This is a genomic window from Chromobacterium sphagni (assembly GCF_001855575.1).
Classification (GTDB): Bacteria; Pseudomonadota; Gammaproteobacteria; order Burkholderiales; family Chromobacteriaceae; genus Chromobacterium; species Chromobacterium sphagni.
In genome coordinates, this window is sequence record NZ_MKCS01000001.1 from 787,112 (window position 1) to 808,468 (window position 21,357).

Below are 21,357 nucleotides of genomic sequence, written 5' to 3' on the forward strand. Positions count from 1 at the left end.
CCAACCATACACAGGGCAAACTGTACTCAGAGGCCAACCATTCTGGCAGGCCCCGCCACTCTCCTTCTCGGCGGGGCCTGTCCCTTCAGCATTGAAGCGCTACCTTGGTCATAGCATTGCGGTGTGCTCCCAGGTTTTGGTGGGCTCCGCCCCTCGCCCTGTCACCACCACTTCAGCTCGGAGCCCCTCGGCGAGCCTCCCCGAATCTTAGGCTTTGTGCTGCTTCCCCACCCGTTGGGTGCTGCTACCTGATATGGCCTAACCGAACACATTGTCAGGCTACGTCCAGAGATGGCCATACCCTTCCGATAGCGTCGACACCGAGCAGTCGAGCGCCTTTGCCACGGTCCTCATTGAGGGTTTCCAGCCCTCAACCGATAGCCGGGAAATGGCGTCCTGAATATCTTGCTCGCGGCGGTCACGCTTCAAGGCCGCAGTCGCCTCCGCTCCTCGGCGTCCGCGTTCTGCTTGAAGCTCGCGAAAGTCCACAGGAGAGAAGCGCCGCCAGACAAAGCGCGCCACGCTGCGGGCAATACCAGACACCTCTGCGTTGCTCAATCGCACCGGATAATTATTTAGTGCCTCAGCCTGCCTCCTTACCGCTTCGGCCCAAATACCCTGTCCACCAGGACGCCAAAACTGTCTGACCGCCCGGTAAGCCCACACACGTAGCTTTTCGAATAGTTCGCAGTTGCGGCCCACACCCTCCGGTGTGTGGGCCGGTCTGGTCGACAAGCCTGTGAACTCGGCCAAGGTGCTGAGCTCATAAGTAGGTGCATTGGCCGGCTCCCATAGCCGCCAGGAGGGGTGCAGGGGATTTTTTGCCAATGGGCCAGCAAAGGCAAAGTCCGCCCCGGCCTTCTCAGTGTAAGCACGCTCGATAGCAGCCAGGTAGCACATTGGCGCTATCCGGGCTGCATCGGTTGTACAAACCGGCGATGACAAGGCATAGCCGATATGTGCATGGCTATTTTCCGGATTGATGGCGATATACGTGGGTGGTGGCAAGTCAGCATCGTCCCAAGCCAGGGCGGCACCAGGGCGGTCAATGTCGAGTATCAACCAAGCCTGGTGAGCCGGTGGGTTGAGTTGTATGTACCGTTCGCCAAGTGCGGTTGCCTTGGGTCGAATACGAGCGAAGTGCTTGTCATCGGCACAGTATGGGCGTCGGGGGGCATGCGCTTCGACCAGCGCAGCGAGGGCGGCAGATGCCATGGCACGCTCCAATCAAGGGCGTGCCGCATGCAGCAATAAATGTTGTCCTCAAATAGTCGATATGCCCTCGCGCTGCATACGGCGCGAGTTAGTTGGGGGTAGCGACAGTGCTGGAGCTGATAGAAGCGACCAGCTGCTCAATATCGCTGCGTCGCCAGAGCGAGACGCGCGGACCGAGCTTGACTTGAGCCGGGAACCGGCCATTTTTGATACCTTCGTACCAAGTTGCACGAGAGACAGGGATAATTGCTAGAACTTCCGGCAGACGCAGGAAAGAATCAGTAGTGGTCATTACGCATTTCCATCCCCAATGGGTTTGCCGGGAAATGTGTCCTCGCGAATCTAATATGCCTCAACTGGCAAACGGGGTGGTTCCGCCAGTGTCCGGTGACGTCAATTGATGTCTAGGGACGTATAGGCAAAAACATGAAAAATTGGTGTGAGTATTTCTATTATATTTTTCTATTATCAAATGAATATTGATAGCTTTACTTGAGTGCTGTGAGGTCCCAAAAGGTCATCCTTTTTGTGGGCTACGGTGAGCCCATGTGACAAGTCCGTAGGCATGCTCAAAGGGGCGAGGAGGCAATAGAGACTTCACGCAATTAAGAAGATGATGCGCGGCCTTACTCCTCAATGCGTCGCGCACAGCGCATGACAGATGCGGGTATCCAAGCGGGTATCTTAAAATATTTATAAATAAAATCTCAATATAATCAAAAGGATATATGTAAAATGAAATTTGCCACCTGGAACGTCAATTCCCTGAAAGTCCGCCTGCCGCAGGTGATCCAATGGCTGGCCGACACCGGCGTGGAAGTGCTGTGCCTGCAAGAGTTGAAGATGGATCAGGACGTCTTTCCGCTGGCGGAAATCGAGGCGGCTGGCTACCGCGCCGCCTGGTTCGGCCAGAAAACCTACAACGGCGTCGCCATCCTGGTGAAGGCACCGCTGGAAATGAGCGAGGTGGTGGCCGGCATTCCCGGCTACGACGACGAGCAGCGCCGGGTGATCGCCGCCACCGTGAACGGCATCCGCGTGATCTGCGGCTACTTCGTCAACGGCGAGGCGGTGGATTCGCCGAAATACCCGTACAAGCTGGAATGGCTGTCCCGGCTGGAAGGCTATGTCGCGGCCGAGCTGGCGCGCTATCCCGATCTGCTGCTCCTGGGCGACTACAACATCGCGCCGGAAGACCGCGACGTCTACGACCCGGAAGGCTGGCGCGGCCAGGTGCTGTGCAGCGAGCCGGAGCGAGACGCCTTCCGCCGCCTGATCGCCCTGGGGCTGTCCGACAGCTTCCGCCTGTTCAACCAGGAGGAGAAGCAGTACAGCTGGTGGGATTACCGCCAGATGATGTTCCGCCGCAACAAGGGCGTGCGCATCGACCACATCCTGGTCAGCGACGCGCTCAAGGCCCGCGCGCAGGTTTGCGAGATCGACAAGGCGCCGCGCAAGTGGGAGCGCCCGTCCGACCACACTCCGGTGATTCTCCACCTGAACGACTGAGCGGCCCTGGTTGAAAGGCGCTGGCTGCGGCCCGACCGATGTCGGGCCGTTTGTTTTGCATGGCGCGGCGGTGAAATTGCCCAAGTCATATGAATCTGCGCGGACTATGGCATATGGATGGCAATAGGCACGATGCCGCCCACAACACAGGTTCACGGGGGAATGCGCTGATGGATCCGGTCAGCCTTGCCGATGCCGAGGATCTTCTCAAGACCTTTGCCATCCAGCAGGAGGATTTGCAGCGGGTGCGCGCGATAGGGGATGCGGTGCTGCCCTGTCTGGAGGAGGCGATGGACCGGTTCTACGACGGGATGCCGTCGCTGCCGGAGCCAGACGCGCGGTTTGCCCGGCCCACCGCGCTGCGCAATGCGCGCGAGACGCAGACCGAATTACTGGCGCCGCTTCTTTCATGGCGTGGCGGACCAGTCCTACTTGGCCGAGCGAGTGGCCTCCGGCGAGACCCACGCCAGGATCGGGTTGCCGCTCCGCACCGATTTCGCCGGCGTCAACTATGCCCTTCATCTGTTCTGCGGCCAGCTAAAAAGCGGCAGCCGCGAGACGGTGTCGCAGATGATCCAGTCCTGCAACAAGCTGCTGCACATGGACACTGCGCTGGTGGTGGAAACCTACAGCCGCCCGCAGCAGCAGCGGAGCTGGAGCCAGGCGCTGATGGAGATGTCGACGCCGGTGTCAACGATCTGACCGGACATTCTGTGCTGCCCATCGTCGGCATCATAGGCTCGCAGCCTTCCCAGAGCATCATGGATGGCATACTCAACCAGATCTCCTCCACCCGCCCGCGCGGGTGTTGATCATCGATATTTCCGGCGTGGCGGTGGTGGACTCGGCGGTGGCCAATCACCTGATCAAGATCATCAAAGCCACCCAGCTGATGGGCTGCGAAAGCCTGGTGCCGGGGCTGTCGTCGGCGATCGCCCAGACCATCGTCCACCTGAGCATAGACACCGAGCAGATTTCCATCTTCGCCACCCTGAGCGACGCGCTGGAGGCGGCGTTCCGCATCGGCGGCCTGGTCATCCGCCAGCAGGGTGGAGGAGACGCGCATGCCCGGTGACGCCGCAGCCAAGATCACGCTATCGCAGATCGGCGACGCGATGCTGGCCTGCATGCAGACCGAATTGCGCCCCTCGTTGGTGCGCCGGATGCAAAACCGCTTACTGGAGCGCATCAACGGCAAGGTGGTGCGCAAGGTGATGCTGAACCTGTCCGGAGTCCGCTTCACCTGCCAGGCGCTGGTGGACATGAAGCGCGCCATCACCTTGCTGGGCGCTTCCACCTTTCTGGTGGGCCTGAGGCTCGGAGCGATACAGGGCTTGTCGCAGGTGGGGGTGGACCTGGGGGCCTTTCGCAGCGCGATTTCGCTGGAGCAGGCGCTGGCCATCAAGCTATGAGCGTTCCCCCCTGGACCTGTCCGCTGCCGCCGGCCAATAGCCAGGGCGTCAGCGCCTTGCCGGGGATTCGGCGCGACACCGATGTGCGCATGCTGGTGTTCCAAGTGCAGCAGCTGGCGCGGGGGCTGGGCTTTTCCGCGGTGGGGGCCACCCAGCTGGCGACCGCGGCGTAGGCGCTGGCGATGAGCATTCTCAAGTACGCCGGCTGTGGCGAGATGCGCTGACATGCTGTGGGAAAGGGGCTGCGCAAGGGAGTGGAGCGGTGGGCGGTGGACAGGGGGCCGCGCATCGCGGACCTGGAGCTGCCGATGCTGGCGATGACCGGCGACCGCGAGCGCTGCGTCGAAGCGGGATGAGCGACCACATCGCCAAACTGATCGATCCGGCCAGCCTGTTCGCCACCTTGCGGCACTGGGATCCGCGGGACCGCTCCAGACCAGCCGGCAAGGGCGGGCATCCGCCGGCGCCGGCCAAGCCGGACAGCCTGCCGGCCGGAATGGACGACGATGATCCCCTGCGGCGCATTCCCGGCCTGGACGTCGGCAACGCCTTGCGCCGGCTATTGGGCAAGCGCGCCTCCCACTAGAATCTGCTGTGACGCTTCGTAACGGTCAGGCGGGAGCGCTGGACGATGTGCCGCGCGAAATGGCGCGCGAGGACCGGACTGGCTCCACCCGAGCCGCCAACGATCTGCAACCGCTGGCGGCGCAACTGGGGGCGGCGCTCAACGCCGGGAAAGGCTTGCCGGAGCTTGAAGAGCTGATGGGCGAAGCCTAGCGGGAGTTGCGGCGCCTGATCGAGCAACTGGGCGATGCCTTGCCCAGTCTGGGAACGGCGGCACCGGCCGCAGCCGATGCGAAGGCGGGCGGTGCCCGCTGAGCCGGCGCGCAACGGTCAAGGTTTGGCCTGGCTCAAACCAGAGGGTGGCCGCCCTTGTTAAGCTGAGTCCACATACTTACCGGTAGCCGCCATGACCACACTGAAGACAAGCGCCCCTCCCCACGGGCATTACTACCGCGATGTGCCCGACTACATGACCGAGGTCTACGACTGGGCCTACGTCAATCCCCGCAAGGCCAGGATGCTGGACCACAAGCTGGTGGTGCGCACGCTGCTGTTCGGCAACGACCGGCGGCTGATGCGCGCCTACCTCGATGAAATCCGGCCGGGCGAGCGGGTCTGGCAGGTGGCGCACGTCTATGGCGACCTGGTGCAGCGGGCCGCCGCGCGGATCGGGGGCACGGGCCGCTTCGTGCTGACCGACGTCACCCCGATCCAGGTGGAGCTGGCTCAGGGCAAGCTGGCAGGCCTGCCGCAGGCAAAGGTGGTGCAGGCGGATGCCGCCCGCTACCAGGCGGAGCAGGCGCCGGACTTGGTCTGCAGCTTCTTCCTGCTGCACGAGGTGCCAGAAGACAAGAAATCCGCCATTGTCGACAATATGCTGGCGCAGGTGGCGCCGGGAGGACGGGCGCTGTTTGTCGACTACCACCGGCCGGCGTTCTGGCAACCGATAGGCTGGCTGCTCAAATGGGTGAACCGGCTGCTGGAGCCGTTTGCCGAAGCGTTGTGGCGCAAGGGCATCGCCGCTTACGCCGCAGAGGCGGAACGATTCGACTGGAGCAAGCGCACCGTGTTCGGCGGGGTGTACCAGATCGTCACCGCCAGGCGGCGCGATTGAGTTGTACGTCGCGTTACACGGGCTTACAAGGCGCTAACAGACGGGGAGGTGGGGCGGGGCTAGGATACGTCTCAAGGAAACACCAAACACGGTGCCTCCGGAGGCAAGTCCTCCGTTACCGACCTGGAGATGAATCATGAAAAAGCTGACCCTTCTTGCCCTGTCCGCCGTATTTGGCCTGAGTTCCGCCGCTGGTTTCGCCGCTCAAGCCGTTCCGGCTTCCGCTCCGGCCGCCAAGGTAGCTCCGGCTGCCAAGAAAGCTGAAAAGAAAACCCCGGCCAAGATCCACCACGCCAAGAAGGCCGAGAAAGTTACCGCTTCCGCCCAGAAGGCCCAGGCAGCCAAGGCTGACGCCTCCGCTCCGGCCAAGAAGGTCGTGAAGAAAAAAGTGGGCGTGAAGAAGCACGCTTCCGCTCCGGCCGCGCAAAAAGCCCAAGCCGCCAAGGCCGACGCTTCCGCTCCGGCAGCCAAGAAGGCTCACAAGCACGCCGCTAAAAAGCACGCTGGCAAGAAAGAAGCTTCCGCAGCGCAGAAAGCCCAAGCCGCCAAGGCCGACGCTTCCGCCCCGGCAGCCAAGAAAGCGCACAAGCACCACGCTAGAAAGCACGCCGCCAAGAAAGAAGCTTCCGCCGCGCAAAAAGCCCAAGCCGCCAAGGCCGACGCTTCCGCCCCGGTAGCCAAGAAGGCCCACAAGCACCACGCCAAGAAGCATCACAAGGCTAAGGCTGCCGCTTCGGCCGCCAAATAAAACCAGATCGCATCTGGCTCGCATAAAAATTGGGGAGGCGTTCGCCTCCCCTTGTTTTTGTCCGCAGCCTGTTGATGGGACATGAAAAAAGCCGACCTCAGGGTCGGCTTTTTGTTTGACGGCGTCCGCTTACTTTTCGACGAAGGCGCGTTCGATCGCGTAGTCGGCCGGCTCGCCCATGCGCGGCGATTCCTTGAAGCCCATGCCGTTCAGGATTTCGCACAGGTCGTGCAGCATGCTCGGGCTGCCGCAGATCAGTACGCGGTCGTGAGCCGGATCCAACTGCGGCAGGCCGATGTCGGCGCACAGCTTGCCGTTGGTGATCAGGTCGGTCAGACGGCCCCGGTTGCGGAACGGCTCGCGGGTGACGGTTGGGTAGTAGATCAACTTTTCCTTCACCATTTCGCCGAAGAATTCGTTCTCCGGCAATTCCTTGGTGATGTAGTCGTGATAGCCCAGCTCGCTGACCCAGCGCACGCCGTGGGTGAGAATCACCTTGTCGTAGCGCTCGTAGACTTCCGGGTCCTTGATGATGGACATGAACGGCGCCAGGCCGGTGCCGGTGGACAAGAGATACAGGTTCTTGCCCGGCAGCAGGTTGTCCTGCACCAGGGTGCCGGTGGGCTTCTTGCTGATCATCACCGTGTCGCCCACCTTCAGGTGCTGCAGGCGCGAGGTGAGCGGGCCATCTTGCACCTTGATGCTGTAGAACTCCAGGTGCTCCTCGTAGTTGGAGCTGACGATGGAGTAGGCGCGCATCAGCGGCTTGCCGTTGACTTCCAGGCCTATCATCACGAACTGGCCGTTGATGAAGCGCAGGCCGGCATCGCGGGTGCAAGTGAAGCTGAACAGGGTGTCGTTCCAGTGATGGACGGACAGGACTTTTTCAGCGGACAAATTGGGAGAGGACATATCTCGTGCGGCTCACTATCCAATAGATCGAAAAATGTTGCGTTGCAAAGATTTTAACCCGTTTGCCGGCCCACTGCAGTTTCCTGCGGCTTCGGGTGTTGTATGGCTGCATGGACCGCAGTCCATGTTGGCTGATTGTGCTTGGGACGACGCCGGACCGGGTGGGCGGCGCTATCGTGAGTGGCGCGCGGGCGATGCTTCAAGCCACGCGTAATGGTCGCATGTTAACCGACAGCGACGGCTGGCTGGAAGATTGTTTGCTGATTTTTTTAGCACCGACAGTTATTTGTCTGAGCCACATCAAGCTTGCCAGGCCATAAGTAAGAGGGCGTCCCGGTGGTGGGACGCCCTCTGAGACTTGCTTGGGATCAAACATCGAAGTCGCGCTTGGGAACCATCATGTAACGGCGCGGACCTGACTGACTACACCGCATGCCGCTGAAACTGGCATGCCCGTTGAAGCTGGGAACAGATTGCCGGTGCTTTGCGATTCGGGATACTGCCGGCACATCATGCTGGCCCTCGATGGGCACATAAGCGGAAACAGCGTTTCCGTGTCTTCAACCACAATCTTCCAGTGTGCTGGTCATGAATCTGCAAGTCATGTCTGACAGGCCGGCGGCCTTGGAGATATTCACGCATCCGTCTTGGACGCTGGTTTGGGCATTGCTGGCACCGATGGTGTCGACCGCAGCCGTTCAAACGGGCGCGGTCGCAATGCCGGGTTGAGCACAAGGTGGCCGGATATTGTCGCCTGACACATCGCTCTCCCTTCCGGTTGCTTCAACCTTTCCAATATAGTGCTTATAGCTGCTGAAGCAAGGATCTTTTAATCCAGCGCGCCTTGCGGGGCGGGCGCGGCTTCCGGCGCATTGGGCTTGAGATGGGATTCGAACTGGCGGCTGGCGGCCTGCCAGGAGTAGCGCTCGGCCACCTTGCGCACATGCTGGCGGTCTATGTCCAGCGCCTTCAGGCAGGCGGCGCGCAAATCCCAGTCCAGCGCGCCGGCGCCCGATTCGCCCACCACGTCCAGAGGGCCCGCCACCGGAAAGGCGGCCACCGGGGTGCCGCAGGCCATTGCTTCCAGCAGCACCAGGCCAAAGGTGTCGGTGAGGCTTGGGAAGACGAAGACATCGGCGGCGCGGTAGAAACGCGCCAGTTCGTTCTGCGGAAACACCCCGGCGAAGTGCACGTCCGGATACTGCTGCTTCAGCCGCGGCAGCAGCGGACCATCGCCGACCACCCATTTGCAGCCCGGCAGCTCCAGCTTGAGGAAGGCCTCGATATTTTTTTCCACTGCCACCCGGCCGATATAGACGAAGCGCGGCGGCTGGGTGTCGTCCAGCCTGTGCCGCTCGCCTGGAGTGAACAGCGCGGTATCGACGCCGCGGCTCCACAGCCTGACATTGCGGAAGCCGCGCTTTTCCAGATCGTCGGCGATGGAGCGGGTGGGCACCATCACCGCCTGCGAAGCGTTGTGGAAGCGCCGCATCCAGGCGTAGCTGATGGACAGCGGCAGCCGGCAGCGCGCCGCGATGTATTCCGGGAAGCGGGTATGGTAGGCGGTGGTGAAGGCCAGGCCGTGGCGCAGGCAATAGCGGCGGGCGGCCAGTCCCAGCGGTCCTTCGGTGGCGATATGGACGGCGTCCGGCGCGAAGCCGGCGAGGCGCTGCGCCACCTGGCGGTAGGGCAGCAGCGACAGACGGATATCGGGGTAGGTGGGGCAGGGCAGGGTGTGGAATTCCAGCGGGGTGATCATGTTGACCTGATGGCCGAAGCCGTCCAGTTCGCGCACGGTTTCGGTCAGCGAGCGGACCACGCCGTTGACTTGGGGCTTCCAGGCGTCGGTGACGATCATGATGCGCATGTGGACTCCTTGCTGGTGGGGCTGTCGGGTTGTTCCTCGGCACAGGGCAGCGTCAGCGCGGTCCAGTGCAGCACCTGCAGGCTGCCGTCGGGATGCTCCACCAGCGCCGACAGGCTTTCCACCCAGTCGCCGCTGTTGCCGTAGAGGACACCGTCTATCATCCGCACTTCCGGCTTGTGGATGTGGCCGCAGATCACGCCGTCGAAGCCGCGCCGGCGCGCTTCGCTGGCCAGTATGGTTTCGAACTGGCTGATGAAGTTGACCGCGTTTTTAACTTTGTGTTTCAGGTATTGCGACAGAGACCAGTAGGGCAGGCCCAGGCGGGTGCGCACCCAGTTGAAGCCGCGGTTCAGCTGCAGGATCAGCGTGTACAAGTTGTCGCCGACATAGGCCAGCCACTTGGCGTACTGGATCACGCCGTCGAATTCGTCGCCGTGCAGCACCAGCAGACGCTTGCCGTCGGCGGTGAGATGCTCGGCCTCGTGGCGGATGGATATGCCGCCGAAGTCCAGGCCGCAGTACTGGCGCGCCGCCTCGTCGTGGTTGCCGGGAATGTAGATCACCTGGCAGCCTTTGCGCGCCTTGCGCAGCAGCTTTTGCACCACGTCGTTGTGGCTTTGCTTCCAGTACCAGGATTTTCTCAGCTGCCAGCCGTCGACGATGTCGCCCACCAGGTACAGATATTCCGATTCATGTTCGCGCAGGAAATCGAGCAGATGGTCGGCGCGGCAGCCGGCGGTGCCGAGGTGGACATCGGATATCCAGATGCTGCGCAGGCGGCGCGGGGCGGCGGAAGCCGAGTCTGGCTGCATGGCGGTGTCCGTGGACCGGGATGATGGGGCCATGCTGCAGGCGCAAGATGACAGGCAGATGAGGCTTTGTTGACGGCGGGATGAATCGTCTGTTTTGGAACGATTTCATGCGGCGGGCACGGCCAGGCTGGTGGGATGCGGACGGCGGATGAGGCGTTGGCCGCGGTGGCGCGGCGCGTGCGCCCGGTCTGCGCGGACAGGGCCGGCGTTGCGGTTTTGCCACAACAGCCGGACTTGGCTGATCAGCCTGCCATGATCAGGTGGCGGTTGCTGTAGGCCGCGCGCTGGATGTCGCGGACTTCGCTGGTGACTATCGCCACGTGCGGTAACTGGACGCAGACCGCGCGCGCGATGGCTTCGGTCAGCCGTTTCTTCTGCTGGTCGCTGCGGCCGGCCAGGATGTGGCTGGTCACATGCACGTAAGGCTCGGTCGCGCCGCCCACCAGGTAATGTTCCGACGGCAGCACCCGCACCTTGATGTCGGAGGCTTCGAACAGGCCGCTGGCGGCGGCGGCTTCGTGGACCGCCAGCATCAAGGGCTTCATGTCTTGTCGCCGCGCCAGTTCGGCTGGGCACTCGATCACGCAATGGGGCATTTTCTTCCTCTATCGTTTCTTATTTGGCGGCCATCGGTTTGCCGGCTCCGAAGCGCATGCGCCAGAACAGCGCATTGCAGACGCCGCCGGCCATCGCGCCCAGATACATCGTCATGCCGTCGTTGTACAGCAGCGGTTCGGCGATTCGGGCGTACAGCAGCGTGATCACGCTGCCGCTGAAGGCGCCGGGCGCGAATGCCGCCAGCGCCAGCAGCCAGGCTGGCCACAGCGTTTGCCAGCGGGCGATGGGGCCGGCCAGGACGATGCGCAGCAGGCACAGCATCAGGCCGAAGATCAGCGCCGGCACCGCGCCCATCAGGTAGGCCATCATCGGCACCACGCCGCTGGCCAGCAGCGCCACCAGCGGGCCCAACAGGATGAACAGGGTCAGCCCGCAGGCCAGGATTTTCAGGTAAGGGGTCTTCATCCGCGCTCAGGGGAAGGCAAAAGATGCCCAGCGTAGCAGACTGCCTGGCCGGCGACGAGCGCCGCCGTCATTTGCCGTGTTTGGCGGCGAACGGGTCGGCCAGCCTGGGGTTGTGGATCAGTTTGTCGTCGCTCAGTGTTTTCAGGAAGGCGACGATGTCGGCCTGTTCGCGCCGGTTCAACCGGATGCGGTCGATCGCCGCGTCTTTCCACGGATTGAGCCGGCCATCGCCGGCCTTGCCGCCGCGGCGGCCGTGCTCGGCATGGATGCGCACCGCGTCTTCCAGCGTGGCCACGCTGCCGTCGTGCATATAGGGCGCGGTCAGCGCGACATTGCGCAGGCTGGGGCTGCGGAAGCGGCCCATGTCGGCGGCCTTGCCGCTCAGCTCAAGCGCGCCGCGGTTGGGAAAGGGGTAGCCGCCCTTGCCGTCCAGATTGTAGAGGCCGATGTTGTGGAAGGGCAGGTCCCGGCTGAAGCCGGCCATCTGGTCGTCGAAATCGGCGCTGCCGTGGCAGCGGTAGCACTGGCCCTGTTCCGAGCGGAACAGCCGCAGGCCGCGCGACTCGGCGGCGGACAGTTCGGTCTGGCCGGCGCGGTAGCGGTCATAGCGCGAGTCGAAGGAGACGATGCCGCGTTCGAAGCTGGCGATGGCCTTGACGATGTTTTCCAACGTCAGCGGCCGCGGCTGGCCGGGAAAGGCGCGGGCGAATTCGCGCTGATAATGCGGATCGGCCGCCAGCCGCGCCAGCACCGTCGAGAGATTGCCGTCGTTGATGCCCATCTCCACCGGATCGGTGCGGAACAGCGGACCGTCCATCTGCCGCTCCAGCGTGGTCAGCGAGTAGTTGGCCCAAGTATAGCTCCGGCGCCAGGCGGCGTTGGCCAGCGGCTGGGCGTTGCGCAGCGCGCGCTCGCCTTCCGCGCCGATGGACAGCGCTACGCCGTCGCTGAAGGCGCGCGCCTGCGGGTGGCAACTGGCGCAGCTGATGTCGCCGTTGCCGGACAGCCGCTTGTCGTAGAACAGGTAGCGCCCCAGCTCGAACTTGGCCCGGCTCATCGGATTGTCGGCCGGCACCGGCGGCGGCGCGACGCCGGGTGGCAGTTGCCATTGCCAGTCCGCTCCGGCGGCGGCCGGCTGGCGGCCGCCGGCGTCGTCACCAGGCAGACCGGCGGCGAGCAAGGCAGACAGCAGCCCGCCGCCAGCCAGCGCCCGCAAGGCGGAGCGCTTCATGGTCAGATCTTTTCCAGGCGAAACACCTTGGAGTGGCGGCCATCGGTGAGCGGTTGGCCGCCATCGTTGCCGCCGGGACTGCTTTCGTCCAGGCGTAGGTCCAGTTGGCGGAAGAGGGTCTGGCATTCCTGGTCGGTGACATTGGACTTGCAGCCGAAGTCGGCGCTATCGTCGCGCGCGACATCGCTGCCGGCGAACAGCGACTGCAGATCCAGCACCACCCGGTCCTGCCGCGGATTGAACTGGTCGAACCTCACCTTGACGCGGTTGGGCTTACCGCAGCGGTAGCCGCCAACGACGGCGCTGTCGGCCTGGCAGTCGGTGGAGCCCAGATGGAACGCCCACTTGTCGTTGCTGGAGCCGTCCTGGCGTTTGACGCCGCCTTCCGGCGCCAGGTCCACCCGCATGAAGCGGTGGCCGGACTGCCATTCCCACATCAGCCAGTACACGCCCAGTATCGGGTGCGGCGGCTTGTGCGCCGGCTGATGGTTGAGCGCCACATCCTCGCCCTTGGCGTTTTTGGCGGAGACCGGCACGCCCACTTTGAAGCTGAGCCCGGTGTAGGCGCCGGCGGGCACGCTGCCCACCACCTCGCTGTTGCTGCCGGCCAGCGGCTTGTTGTTGTCCACGCCCGGCTGCTTGCAGCTGCCGCCGGCGAAATCCAGCAGCGCCAGGTTGAGGAACTGCCATGGGCTGCCCTGGTCCAGCTGCAGCGGCACTTCCTGGCCGCGGCTGTTGATCAGCACCACGTCGTGGACGTAGATCATGCCCTCGGTCAGCTTGGCCTGGGCCTGGGAGACGCCGATGCCGCTGAGCAGGCTGTTGCAGTTCACCGCCTGGTTACCGGACTTGAGCGCGAAACGCACGGTGGTGTTGCCGCCGCCGTAGCCCGGATCGGCCGCGGGCTGGCCGCTGTCCGGGTTCGGCGACGGGCTGTCGCTGACGCCGACTCCGCCGCCCAGGCAGGCGGCCAGGCCCAGGCACAGCCCGGATACCAGCATCCAGTGCTTGTTCATCATGGTTCTCCGCTTGTTGTTTGGTGGCTTACCAGTGCGCCTGCAGCTTCAGCCACAGCGTGCGGCCGGGTTCGTTGACGCGCAGCGCGCGGGCATAGCCGGCCACGTCGGCGCCGCTGCTGCTGATGTGCTCGGCGTAGGTGCGGTTGAATAGATTGTCGAGGCCGGCGGTGAGTTTGAGCGCCTTGCTGACGCGCCAGCCGCCGTTGAGCGACAGTGTGGCGAAGCCGGGCGTGGGGCCGATGTCGCTGCTGGCGATATTGCCCTGGCCGATCGCGTAGCGGCCCTGTCCGGCCGCCACGCGCCAGACCAGCGCGCCGGCCCAGGTCTGGTTGTCCCAGGCCAGGCTCATGGTGGCGGACAGCGGCGGCGTCTGCGCCAGCGGCCGGTCGTCGGTGGTGTTGGCGCCCCAGCTGTAGGCGGCGCTGCCGGCCAGCTGCCAGTCGGGCGCGAACTGCCAGGACAGATCGCCCTCCAGGCCGTAGCGGTAAGCCTGGATGTTGCGGGTGGTCTGGCTGGCGTCGTCGTCCACCAGCAGGAAATCGTCGATCCGGCTCAGGTAGGCGGACACGGAGCCCTTGACGCTATCGCCGCGGTACAGCGCGCCGAAGTCCAGCTGGGCATTGCGTTCCGGCTGCAGCACCGCGCGCTTGCCGGCCACGTAGGAGCGCTCCCAGTAGTCCGGCGCGCGCTGGGCGATGCCCAGGCCCAGATAGGGCGTCCAGTTGCCTTGTTGGCGCTCGTAGCGGGCGAAGCCGCTGTACAGCCGGTAATCCTGCAATTGTTCGCCGCGGCCGGGGCTGGCGTCGTAGTAGGCGCGGACGCGGTCGTGGCGCCAGCCGGCGGTCAGCTTGCCGCCGTACAGCGGCAAGCTGCCTTCCAGATAGAGCCCGGCGCGCTGCAGGTGCTGGTCGGCGATGCGCGGCAGGCTGGCATAGTTGGTGCCGCCGACGCGGCTGGTGTGGCGGTCGCGCTGCCAGTCGGCGCCGATGGTGAAGTCGATGCCGTACAGCGCCAGGTCGGCTTCCAGCTTGGCGGCGTCGGTGTTGCGGTCTGGGTTGCTGGCGCGCTGCGCCTTGTCCGGGGCCAGCTGCCGCAGCGAGTAGTTGTCCATCACGTGGTCGGCGTAGCTGCGGTTGGCGGCGACGCGCAGCGCGTCCAGCCACGGCGCGATATTGCGCTGCTCGGCCTTGACGCCCCAGGCGCTGCGGTCGAATTGGCTGCCGTCCATCATCCGGTCGGCGTAGGCGGCGCGGCCGCGGCCAAAGTCGCCGGACAGCTCGATCGTGGTGTCGCGACCGGGCGTGAGGCCGGCGATCAGGCTCTGGCTGTCGCGCTGGTACGCCGAGTGCACTTTCTGGCCGTCGCCGTCGCGGTAGTCGCCGGCCTGGTTGTGGGAGTCGATCAGCCGCAGATAGCCCTGCTTGCCGCCCACGGTCAGGTCGGTGTAGACGTCCTGGCGCTGGGCGCTGCCGGCGAGCAGGCTGCCGTCAAAGCGCAGTCCGCTTTCATCGAAAGGCTTGACCTTGCGCTCGAAGCTGACCGCGCCGCTGATCAGCGCGCCGCCGTATTTCACCGATTGCGGGCCTTTCACCACCACCACCTTGTCGTAGGCGTCGGGAAACAGGTAGGCGGTGGGCGGGTCCATCCGGCCCGGGCAGCCGCCGTATACGAAGCCGCCGTTGGCCAGGATGTTGAGGCGGGAGCCGCCCAGGCCGCGCAGCAGCGGATCGCCGGAGCTGCCGCCCTTGCGCACCACGCTGAAGCCGGGAATGGTTTTCAGCAGGTCGGCGCCGTCGCCGGCCGGCACCGGCTGGCGCGGCGCGCGCGGGTCGGTGGCGACGGTCAGCACCTGGTCGCTCTGGACCGCGGTGACGACTATCCTGTCGCCCTGAAAGGTGGGTAAATCGGCGGCAAAGGCGTGGCAGACCGCCATGGCCAGCGGCAAGGGAAGCAGGGCTTTTTTCAGGTTCATCAGGAAATTGCAAATTTGTTTTAAGTTTGCGGCGATCCTAGTGCAAACCATCCCGGCCCGGAATGCGGCATATTGTCGCAGCGGCCGCCATATGGGCTTGGTGGTAAAGTGGCGGCATGAAGTGGAACCCGATATTCAAGCCCGGCCCGGCTGGCGACGTCCACCACGCCGGACAGCGCGTGCGCCGGCTGCGCTGGCTGATGCTGTTCCTGGCGCTGGCGATGCTGGCCGGCTGCGCGCTGGAGCAGGTGGAGCTGCCCTGGCTGCTGATAGGCCAGGCGCTGGCCACGTTGGCGCTGGTCAACCTGCTGCTGCCCAGGCTGCCGTCCTGGGGGCTGGCCGCGGAGCAGGGCTTGCGGTTGGGCTTGCTGTTCGATGCGCTGGTGCTGACCGAACTGCTGGCCTTCAGCGGCGGCGCCGCCAATCCGCTGGCCTCGCTCTATCTGCCGCCGGTGCTGTTCGCAGCTTTGCTGTCGCCGGGCTGGTTCGCCTGGCTGCTGGCATGGCTCAGCGTGGCCGCCTACGGCCTGCTGTTCGAATGGCATCTGGACTGGCCGCTGAACGGCGGCAACGCCGCTTACGCCTTCAACCTGCACCTGTCGGGCATGTGGCTGACTTTCGCCTTGTCGGCGCTGTTGATCGCCGGTTTCGTTTCCTGGCTGGCGCGCCAGCTGCAGAGCCAGGGCAATGCGCTGGCCGAGGCGCGGGAAACCCAGCTGCGCGACGAGCAACTGCTGGCGGTGGGCATGCAGGCGGCCGGCGCCGCGCACTCGCTGTCCACCCCGCTCAACACCCTGACCCTGCTGGTGGACGAACTGCTGAGCGAACGCGGGCAAGACGAGCCGCTGCGCCAGGACCTGCTGCTGATGCAGGCGCAGCTTGCCAGCTGCAGCGCGACGCTTGCGCGCCTCAAGCACGGATCCGAGCCGCAACTGGGGCCCTTGCCCTTGTTCGCGGCGCTGGCGGAGCGGCTGGAGGGCTGGCGCAGCCTGCGGCCGGACGTGAGGCTTGAGTGGCAGGCGCCGCAGGGGCCGGACCCGGAAGCGAGACTGGATCCGGCGTTCTGGCCGGCGTTGTTCAATCTGGTCAACAACGCGGCGGAGGCGGGCGGCGGCGCGGTGACGGTGAGCGCGCAATGGCAGGCCGGCAGCCTGCAGCTGGACATCGTCAACCGCCAGGGCTGCCTGAGCGAGGCGCAGCTGGCGCGCGCCGGGTTGGCGCCGCTGGACTCGGCCAAGCCGGCCGGCCTGGGCCTGGGGATGATGCTCAGCCACGCCACGCTGGCGCGGCTGGGCGGCACGCTCAGCCTGGACAACCGCGCCGAGGGCGGAGTGCACGCCCGCATCCGCCTGCCCTTGCAGGAGGAGGAAGGGCGATGAGCGATTTCCTGCTGATAGACGATGACGAGGCTTTCGCCATGGTGCTGGCGCGTTCGCTGGCGCGGCGCGGCCATGCCGTGCATTGCGCCCGCAATGCCGACGAGGCGCTGGAGATGGCGGCGCGGCGGCCGGCGCGCATCCTGCTGGACCTGAACCTGGCCGGCGACAGCGGCTTGAGGCTGCTGCCGGCCTTGCGCGCGGCGTGTCCGGCCAGCGCCATCGTGGTGCTGACTGGCTACGCCAGCATCGCCACCGCGGTGGAGGCCACCAAGCTGGGGGCGGTGCAGTATCTGGCCAAGCCGGCCGGGGTGGCGGAAATCCTGGCGGCGTTCGAGCAGCAGGCCGCCAATCCGGAACTGCCGGTGGCGCCGCAGCCGATGTCGCTGCGCCGCGTCACCTGGGAGCATTTGCAGCGAGTGCTGGGCGAGAACGACGGCAATATCTCCGCCACGGCGCGCGCGCTCAATATGCACCGTCGCACCCTGCAGCGGATGCTGGCCAAGAAACCGGTGAAAAGCTGAATCAATGGCCATGACGAATATATAAATCGGGCAATGGCCGGCCATCAGAAAATATGATTGGAGACTATGCTCCAATGCGGCGTAACTTGCGATTTCCATAATCGACAACAAGGGGAGGCAAGATGCTGCATGGACAGATGATGGACCGGCCGTTGTTGATTTCAGACCTGCTCGCGCATGCCGAGCGCTTTCACGGCGACACCGAGATCGTGTCGCGCAGCGTGGAAGGACCGATGCACCGCTACACCTACCGCGACGCCGCGCGCCGCGCCCGCCAACTGGCCAACGCGCTGCAGGCGCTGGGCGTGCGGGGCGGAGACCGGGTGGGCACGCTGGCCTGGAACGGCTATCGCCACTTCGAGATCTACTACGCGGTGTCCGGCAGCGGCGCCGTCTGTCACACCGTCAACCCGCGGCTGTTCGCCGAGCAGATCGCCTGGATCGTCAATCACGCCGAAGACAAGGTGCTGATGTTCGATCTGACCTTCCTGCCTCTGGTGGCGCAACTGGCGGACCAGCTCAGCAGCGTCGAGCGCTTCGTGCTGCTGGCCGACCACGCCCATCTGCCGGCGGACAGCGGCATTCCCGATCTGCAAAGCTACGAAGACCTGGTGGGCAGCCACAGCGACGTTTATCACTGGCCGAGCTTCGACGAAAACACCGCCTCCAGCCTGTGCTACACCTCCGGCACCACCGGCAATCCCAAAGGCGTGCTGTATTCGCACCGCTCCACCGTGCTGCACGCCTACGGCAGCTCGCTGCCGGACAGCTTCGACATCTCGGCGCGCGCGGTGGTGATGCCGGTGGTGCCGATGTTCCACGCCAACGCCTGGGGCCTGCCCTACAGTTGCGCGATGAACGGCAGCAAACTGGTGCTGCCGGGGCCGAAGCTGGACGGCGCCAGTCTGCTGCAGCTGATTCAGGAAGAGGGCGTCACCACCACCATAGGCGTGCCGACGGTGTGGATGCAGTTGTTGCAGCATTGCCAGCGCGAGCAGCTGTCGCTGTCGCCGTTGCAGCGGGTGATCGCCGGCGGTTCGGCGGTGCCGGAAAGCATGATCGAGCAGTTGGCGGAGCATGGCGTGGAAATGCGCCAGCTGTGGGGCATGACCGAGCTGTCGCCCTGCGGCACCACCGGCACGCCCAAGCTCAAGCACGCCGGCCTGGCTCTGGCCGAGGAACGCCTGCTGCTGACCAAGCAGGGCCGGCCGATTTACGGCGTGGACATCCGCATCGTCGACGACGCCGGCCTGCCGCTGCCGCACGACGGCGTGTCCTTCGGCAACCTGCAGGTGCGCGGCCCCTGGGTGCTGTCGCAATATTTCCGCCGCGAGCTCGACGCCAACCACAGCGCCGATGGCTGGTTCCATACCGGCGACGTGGTGACGATAGACGCCGACGGCTTCATGCGCATCACAGATCGCACCAAGGATGTGATCAAGTCCGGCGGCGAATGGATTAGCTCGATCGATCTGGAGAACATCCTGGTCGGCCACCCGGCGGTGGCGGAGGCGGCGGCGATCGCCGTGCCGCATCCCAAGTGGGACGAGCGCCCGCTGATGGTGGTGACGCTGAAGCCGGGCGCGAAAGCCAGTCGCGATGAGTTGCTGGACTTCTACCAAGGCAAGATCGCCAAGTGGTGGACGCCGGACGACGTGGTATTTGTCGACGAGCTGCCGCACACCGCCACCGGCAAGCTGCTGAAGATGAAACTGCGCGAGCAGTTCCGCGACCATCGGTGGCCGAATAAATGAAGAATGGATTATTTGCTCTATTTTGTGGATTTTTGTAGAGCAATTGCGCTAGAATGGCGGCTGCACTGAGAACCGCAAGGTTTTGAGGTGTTAGCCCCTCGAAATATCGCGCTGGCTGAGGCCGGTCCGATGTTTCTTCCTCGTGTTGACCCCTGCAGCATCGCCGCAGGGGTATTTTTTTGCGTCGATGCAAATGTGGTATTCACATCGACTGTTCCCTGCGTTGCACCTATCATATTTAAAAAGGCATGAGCTTGATCAAGCGGCATTCGCCCGGCTTGGATTAGCGTATGTTTCAATAAATCATTACAAGTCCGTCCGGGGATGCAGGATTCGCCAGGGCAATGCAGCGTAGAACCAAAGGGAACAACATGAAATCACTCCGCAGCCGTCTGATCGCGCTCAACGCCTTGTTGATGGCGCTGTTCGGTCTGGTCCTGGTGACTATAGTCTTCATGCAGATGAGATCGGAAATCCTGGACGGACTGGACAACGAGTTCGCCGCCAGCCTGAAGGGACAAAGCTCGGTAGTGACCACCTGGCTGGGCGAAAAAAAGCAGCAGATCGTCGCCCAGACCGGCGCGGCCAATGAACCGGATGCGCTGCGCTTCCTCAAGGTGGGCACCAAGGCCGGCGGCTTCAACGTCAACTACGCTGGCTTCGCCGACGGACACACGCTGTTTTCCGACGACTGGACCGCGCCGGCCGACTACAAGGTAGCCGACCGCGAATGGTACAAGCTGGCGAAGGACGCCGGCCAGCCCATTGTCACCGACCCCTATGTCGACGAGGCCACCAAGAAACTGACCGTCACCATCGCCGCGCCGTTCAACCACAACGGCGCCTTCGCCGGCGTGGTGGGCGGCGACGTGATGGTGGACACGCTGGTGAAATCGGTGCTGGCGCTGAAAGTGCGCGGCAACGGCTACGCCTTCATCGTCGACAAGAAGGGCACGGTGATCGCCCACCCGCAGGCCGACCTGACGCTGAAGCCCATCACCACGCTGGTGCCGGAGCTTACCGCCGACCGGCTGGCGCAACTGGTGCAGAGCGACCGCGCTTCCGATGTCAATATCGGCGGCAAGTCGATGCTGATCTCGGCGCAGGCCATTCCCGGCAGTAACTGGGTGCTGGCGCTGGTGGCCGACCGCGACGAGATCCTGGCCCCGCTGCACACCTTGCTGTACACCGTAGGCGGGCTGACCCTGCTGGTGTTCGCGCTGATGATCCCGTTCGCCAGCCTGGTCATCGGCCGCATGCTGGTGGGACTGGTCCGGCTGAAGGCGGCGATGGAGGACATCGCCCGCGGCCAGGGCGACCTGACGCTCAGGCTGAAGGACGACGGCCAGGACGAGATCGCCGCTACCGCGCGCGCGTTCAATACCTTCATCGCCCAATTGGGCCAGTTGTTCCGCGGCTTGAAGCAGGATGCCGGCGGCGTGGTCGGCGGCGTGCAGGATGCCAGCCAGCTGGTGGCCAACGTGGCGCAGAGTTCGCGCCACATCTCCGACGTGTCCTCGTCCAATGCCGCCACGCTGGAGCAGATCACCGTTTCGATCTCCCACATTGCCGACAGCGCGCGCCAAGCCGACGATCTGGCCAGCGCCACCGGACAGAATCTGGCGGCCAGCGCCGACAATATGCAGCAGCTGTCGTCCGGCATGGAAAGCACTGTGCAGTCGGTGCGAGGGTTGGAGGCGATGTTGTCGTCGCTGGACAAGCGCTCGCAGGAGATTTCCGGCATCACCAATGTGATCCGCGACATCGCCGACCAGACCAATCTGCTGGCGCTGAACGCGGCGATCGAGGCGGCGCGCGCCGGCGAGCAGGGCCGTGGCTTCGCGGTGGTGGCCGACGAGGTGAGGAAGCTGGCCGAGCGCACCGCCCAGGCGACGCTGGAAATCTCCAATATGGTGGGAGCCATCCGCGAGGAAACCGGCCGCGCGGTCGGGGACGTCAACAGCACGGTGCAGGCGGTGGACGAAGGCGTGGGGCTGACTCGCGCGGCGGTGGAGAACATCGCCGCCATCCGCGAATCGATGCTGGAAGTGGTGTCCAAGATGAGCGAGATTTCCGGCTCCACCCAGGAGCAGCACAAGGCCACCACGCTGATCGCGCAAAGCTCGGAAGCCATCAACGGCCATGTGCTGGAAAACGACGACGTGCTGCAGAACGTCAGCAGCACCCTGCAGGGCCTGGCCGGCAACGCCGGCAAGATGGACGCCGAGTTCAACAAGTTCCGGCTGTAGGCGCGAGCCGCCTCGCAGAAAACGCCGCCTTGCCAGGCGGCGTTTTTGCGTCGATT

At 64.5% G+C, this 21,357-nt stretch carries 24 protein-coding genes; 14 read left to right on the plus strand and 10 right to left on the minus strand.

Annotated features, from left to right (window positions below; all coding sequences use genetic code 11):
* Nucleotides 1–279: 279 nt before the first annotated feature.
* Both BI347_RS03830 and BI347_RS22490 read right to left on the minus strand, forming a co-directional pair.
* Nucleotides 280–1,215 carry a replication initiation protein gene (locus tag BI347_RS03830; protein WP_071115339.1) on the minus strand — a complete coding sequence of 312 codons (936 nt, stop codon included), beginning with the start codon at nucleotides 1,213–1,215 and terminating at the stop codon, nucleotides 280–282.
* An 88-nt stretch (nucleotides 1,216–1,303) separates the two neighbouring features.
* Entirely contained in the window at nucleotides 1,304–1,507 is a 204-nt protein-coding gene (locus BI347_RS22490; RefSeq protein WP_083338679.1) for a helix-turn-helix transcriptional regulator, read from the minus strand.
* A 443-nt stretch (nucleotides 1,508–1,950) separates the two neighbouring features.
* On the opposite strand from BI347_RS22490, the gene xth reads away from it, so the two are divergent.
* The 10 genes from xth to BI347_RS03860 all read left to right on the plus strand — a co-directional run bounded on the left by xth (nucleotide 1,951) and on the right by BI347_RS03860 (nucleotide 6,562).
* A complete protein-coding gene (xth, locus tag BI347_RS03835; RefSeq protein ID WP_071115340.1) occupies nucleotides 1,951–2,724 on the plus strand; it encodes an exodeoxyribonuclease III in 774 nt (257 codons plus the stop codon).
* Between the two features lie 366 nt (nucleotides 2,725–3,090).
* Entirely contained in the window at nucleotides 3,091–3,426 is a 336-nt protein-coding gene (locus BI347_RS22495; RefSeq protein ID WP_158020718.1) for a protoglobin domain-containing protein, read from the plus strand.
* Between the two features lie 106 nt (nucleotides 3,427–3,532).
* Nucleotides 3,533–3,799 carry an STAS domain-containing protein gene (locus BI347_RS22500; protein ID WP_158020720.1) on the plus strand — a complete coding sequence of 89 codons (267 nt, stop codon included), beginning with the start codon at nucleotides 3,533–3,535 and terminating at the stop codon, nucleotides 3,797–3,799.
* Complete coding sequence (locus BI347_RS03845; RefSeq protein ID WP_071115341.1) at nucleotides 3,789–4,136, plus strand: STAS domain-containing protein; 348 nt, start codon at nucleotides 3,789–3,791, stop codon at nucleotides 4,134–4,136. Before BI347_RS22500 ends, BI347_RS03845 begins: the two co-directional genes overlap by 11 nt.
* Nucleotides 4,133–4,309 (plus strand): hypothetical protein, encoded by a 177-nt coding sequence (locus tag BI347_RS23935; protein WP_158020722.1) that lies wholly within the window; start codon nucleotides 4,133–4,135, stop codon nucleotides 4,307–4,309. The genes BI347_RS03845 and BI347_RS23935 overlap by 4 nt, the downstream gene beginning before the upstream one ends.
* Nucleotides 4,310–4,366: 57 nt before the next feature.
* On the plus strand, nucleotides 4,367–4,492 hold the full coding sequence (locus BI347_RS24760) for a hypothetical protein (protein ID WP_275636889.1): 126 nt from the start codon (nucleotides 4,367–4,369) through the stop codon (nucleotides 4,490–4,492).
* Nucleotides 4,489–4,722, plus strand: a complete 234-nt coding sequence (locus BI347_RS03850; RefSeq protein ID WP_071115342.1) for a hypothetical protein — start codon at nucleotides 4,489–4,491, stop codon at nucleotides 4,720–4,722. The genes BI347_RS24760 and BI347_RS03850 overlap by 4 nt, the downstream gene beginning before the upstream one ends.
* Nucleotides 4,723–4,730: 8 nt before the next feature.
* The gene (locus BI347_RS23450) at nucleotides 4,731–4,913 is read left to right on the plus strand and encodes a hypothetical protein (RefSeq protein WP_139167175.1); all 183 of its coding nucleotides are present in this window, start codon (nucleotides 4,731–4,733) and stop codon (nucleotides 4,911–4,913) included.
* Nucleotides 4,914–5,106: 193 nt separating this feature from the next.
* Nucleotides 5,107–5,814 (plus strand): rhodoquinone biosynthesis methyltransferase RquA, encoded by a 708-nt coding sequence (rquA, locus tag BI347_RS03855; protein ID WP_071111084.1) that lies wholly within the window; start codon nucleotides 5,107–5,109, stop codon nucleotides 5,812–5,814.
* Nucleotides 5,815–5,950: 136 nt separating this feature from the next.
* On the plus strand, nucleotides 5,951–6,562 hold the full coding sequence (locus tag BI347_RS03860) for a hypothetical protein (RefSeq protein WP_071115343.1): 612 nt from the start codon (nucleotides 5,951–5,953) through the stop codon (nucleotides 6,560–6,562).
* Nucleotides 6,563–6,691: 129 nt separating this feature from the next.
* Here BI347_RS03860 and BI347_RS03865 read toward each other — a convergent pair whose 3' ends face one another.
* The 8 genes from BI347_RS03865 to BI347_RS03900 all read right to left on the minus strand — a co-directional run bounded on the left by BI347_RS03865 (nucleotide 6,692) and on the right by BI347_RS03900 (nucleotide 15,398).
* The gene (locus BI347_RS03865) at nucleotides 6,692–7,474 is read right to left on the minus strand and encodes a ferredoxin--NADP reductase (protein ID WP_071111082.1); all 783 of its coding nucleotides are present in this window, start codon (nucleotides 7,472–7,474) and stop codon (nucleotides 6,692–6,694) included.
* 829 nt (nucleotides 7,475–8,303) lie between these two features.
* Nucleotides 8,304–9,341 (minus strand): glycosyltransferase family 4 protein, encoded by a 1,038-nt coding sequence (locus BI347_RS03870; RefSeq protein WP_071111081.1) that lies wholly within the window; start codon nucleotides 9,339–9,341, stop codon nucleotides 8,304–8,306.
* Nucleotides 9,329–10,153, minus strand: a complete 825-nt coding sequence (locus BI347_RS03875) for a UDP-2,3-diacylglucosamine diphosphatase (protein WP_071111080.1) — start codon at nucleotides 10,151–10,153, stop codon at nucleotides 9,329–9,331. The genes BI347_RS03870 and BI347_RS03875 overlap by 13 nt, the downstream gene beginning before the upstream one ends.
* Before the next feature lie 242 nt (nucleotides 10,154–10,395).
* On the minus strand, nucleotides 10,396–10,749 hold the full coding sequence (locus tag BI347_RS03880) for a 5-carboxymethyl-2-hydroxymuconate Delta-isomerase (RefSeq protein ID WP_071115344.1): 354 nt from the start codon (nucleotides 10,747–10,749) through the stop codon (nucleotides 10,396–10,398).
* Between the two features lie 19 nt (nucleotides 10,750–10,768).
* A complete protein-coding gene (locus tag BI347_RS23940) occupies nucleotides 10,769–11,176 on the minus strand; it encodes a hypothetical protein (protein ID WP_071115345.1) in 408 nt (135 codons plus the stop codon).
* Between the two features lie 67 nt (nucleotides 11,177–11,243).
* The gene (locus BI347_RS03890; RefSeq protein WP_071111077.1) at nucleotides 11,244–12,407 is read right to left on the minus strand and encodes a methanobactin export MATE transporter MbnM; all 1,164 of its coding nucleotides are present in this window, start codon (nucleotides 12,405–12,407) and stop codon (nucleotides 11,244–11,246) included.
* 2 nt (nucleotides 12,408–12,409) lie between these two features.
* The gene (locus BI347_RS03895; RefSeq protein WP_083338683.1) at nucleotides 12,410–13,426 is read right to left on the minus strand and encodes an MbnP family copper-binding protein; all 1,017 of its coding nucleotides are present in this window, start codon (nucleotides 13,424–13,426) and stop codon (nucleotides 12,410–12,412) included.
* Nucleotides 13,427–13,451: 25 nt separating this feature from the next.
* Nucleotides 13,452–15,398 (minus strand): TonB-dependent copper receptor, encoded by a 1,947-nt coding sequence (locus tag BI347_RS03900; RefSeq protein ID WP_158020724.1) that lies wholly within the window; start codon nucleotides 15,396–15,398, stop codon nucleotides 13,452–13,454.
* A 116-nt stretch (nucleotides 15,399–15,514) separates the two neighbouring features.
* On the opposite strand from BI347_RS03900, the gene BI347_RS03905 reads away from it, so the two are divergent.
* The 4 genes from BI347_RS03905 (at nucleotide 15,515) to BI347_RS03920 (ending at nucleotide 21,301) form a co-directional block, all read left to right on the plus strand.
* Nucleotides 15,515–16,777, plus strand: coding sequence for an ATP-binding protein (locus BI347_RS03905; RefSeq protein WP_071111075.1), 1,263 nt, complete (start codon nucleotides 15,515–15,517; stop codon nucleotides 16,775–16,777).
* The gene (locus tag BI347_RS03910; protein ID WP_071111074.1) at nucleotides 16,774–17,298 is read left to right on the plus strand and encodes a response regulator transcription factor; all 525 of its coding nucleotides are present in this window, start codon (nucleotides 16,774–16,776) and stop codon (nucleotides 17,296–17,298) included. The genes BI347_RS03905 and BI347_RS03910 overlap by 4 nt, the downstream gene beginning before the upstream one ends.
* 122 nt (nucleotides 17,299–17,420) lie before the next feature.
* On the plus strand, nucleotides 17,421–19,052 hold the full coding sequence (locus BI347_RS03915; RefSeq protein ID WP_083338685.1) for a 3-(methylthio)propionyl-CoA ligase: 1,632 nt from the start codon (nucleotides 17,421–17,423) through the stop codon (nucleotides 19,050–19,052).
* 371 nt (nucleotides 19,053–19,423) lie between these two features.
* Entirely contained in the window at nucleotides 19,424–21,301 is a 1,878-nt protein-coding gene (locus tag BI347_RS03920; RefSeq protein WP_071115346.1) for a methyl-accepting chemotaxis protein, read from the plus strand.
* The last annotated feature ends 56 nt before the right edge of the window (nucleotides 21,302–21,357 follow it).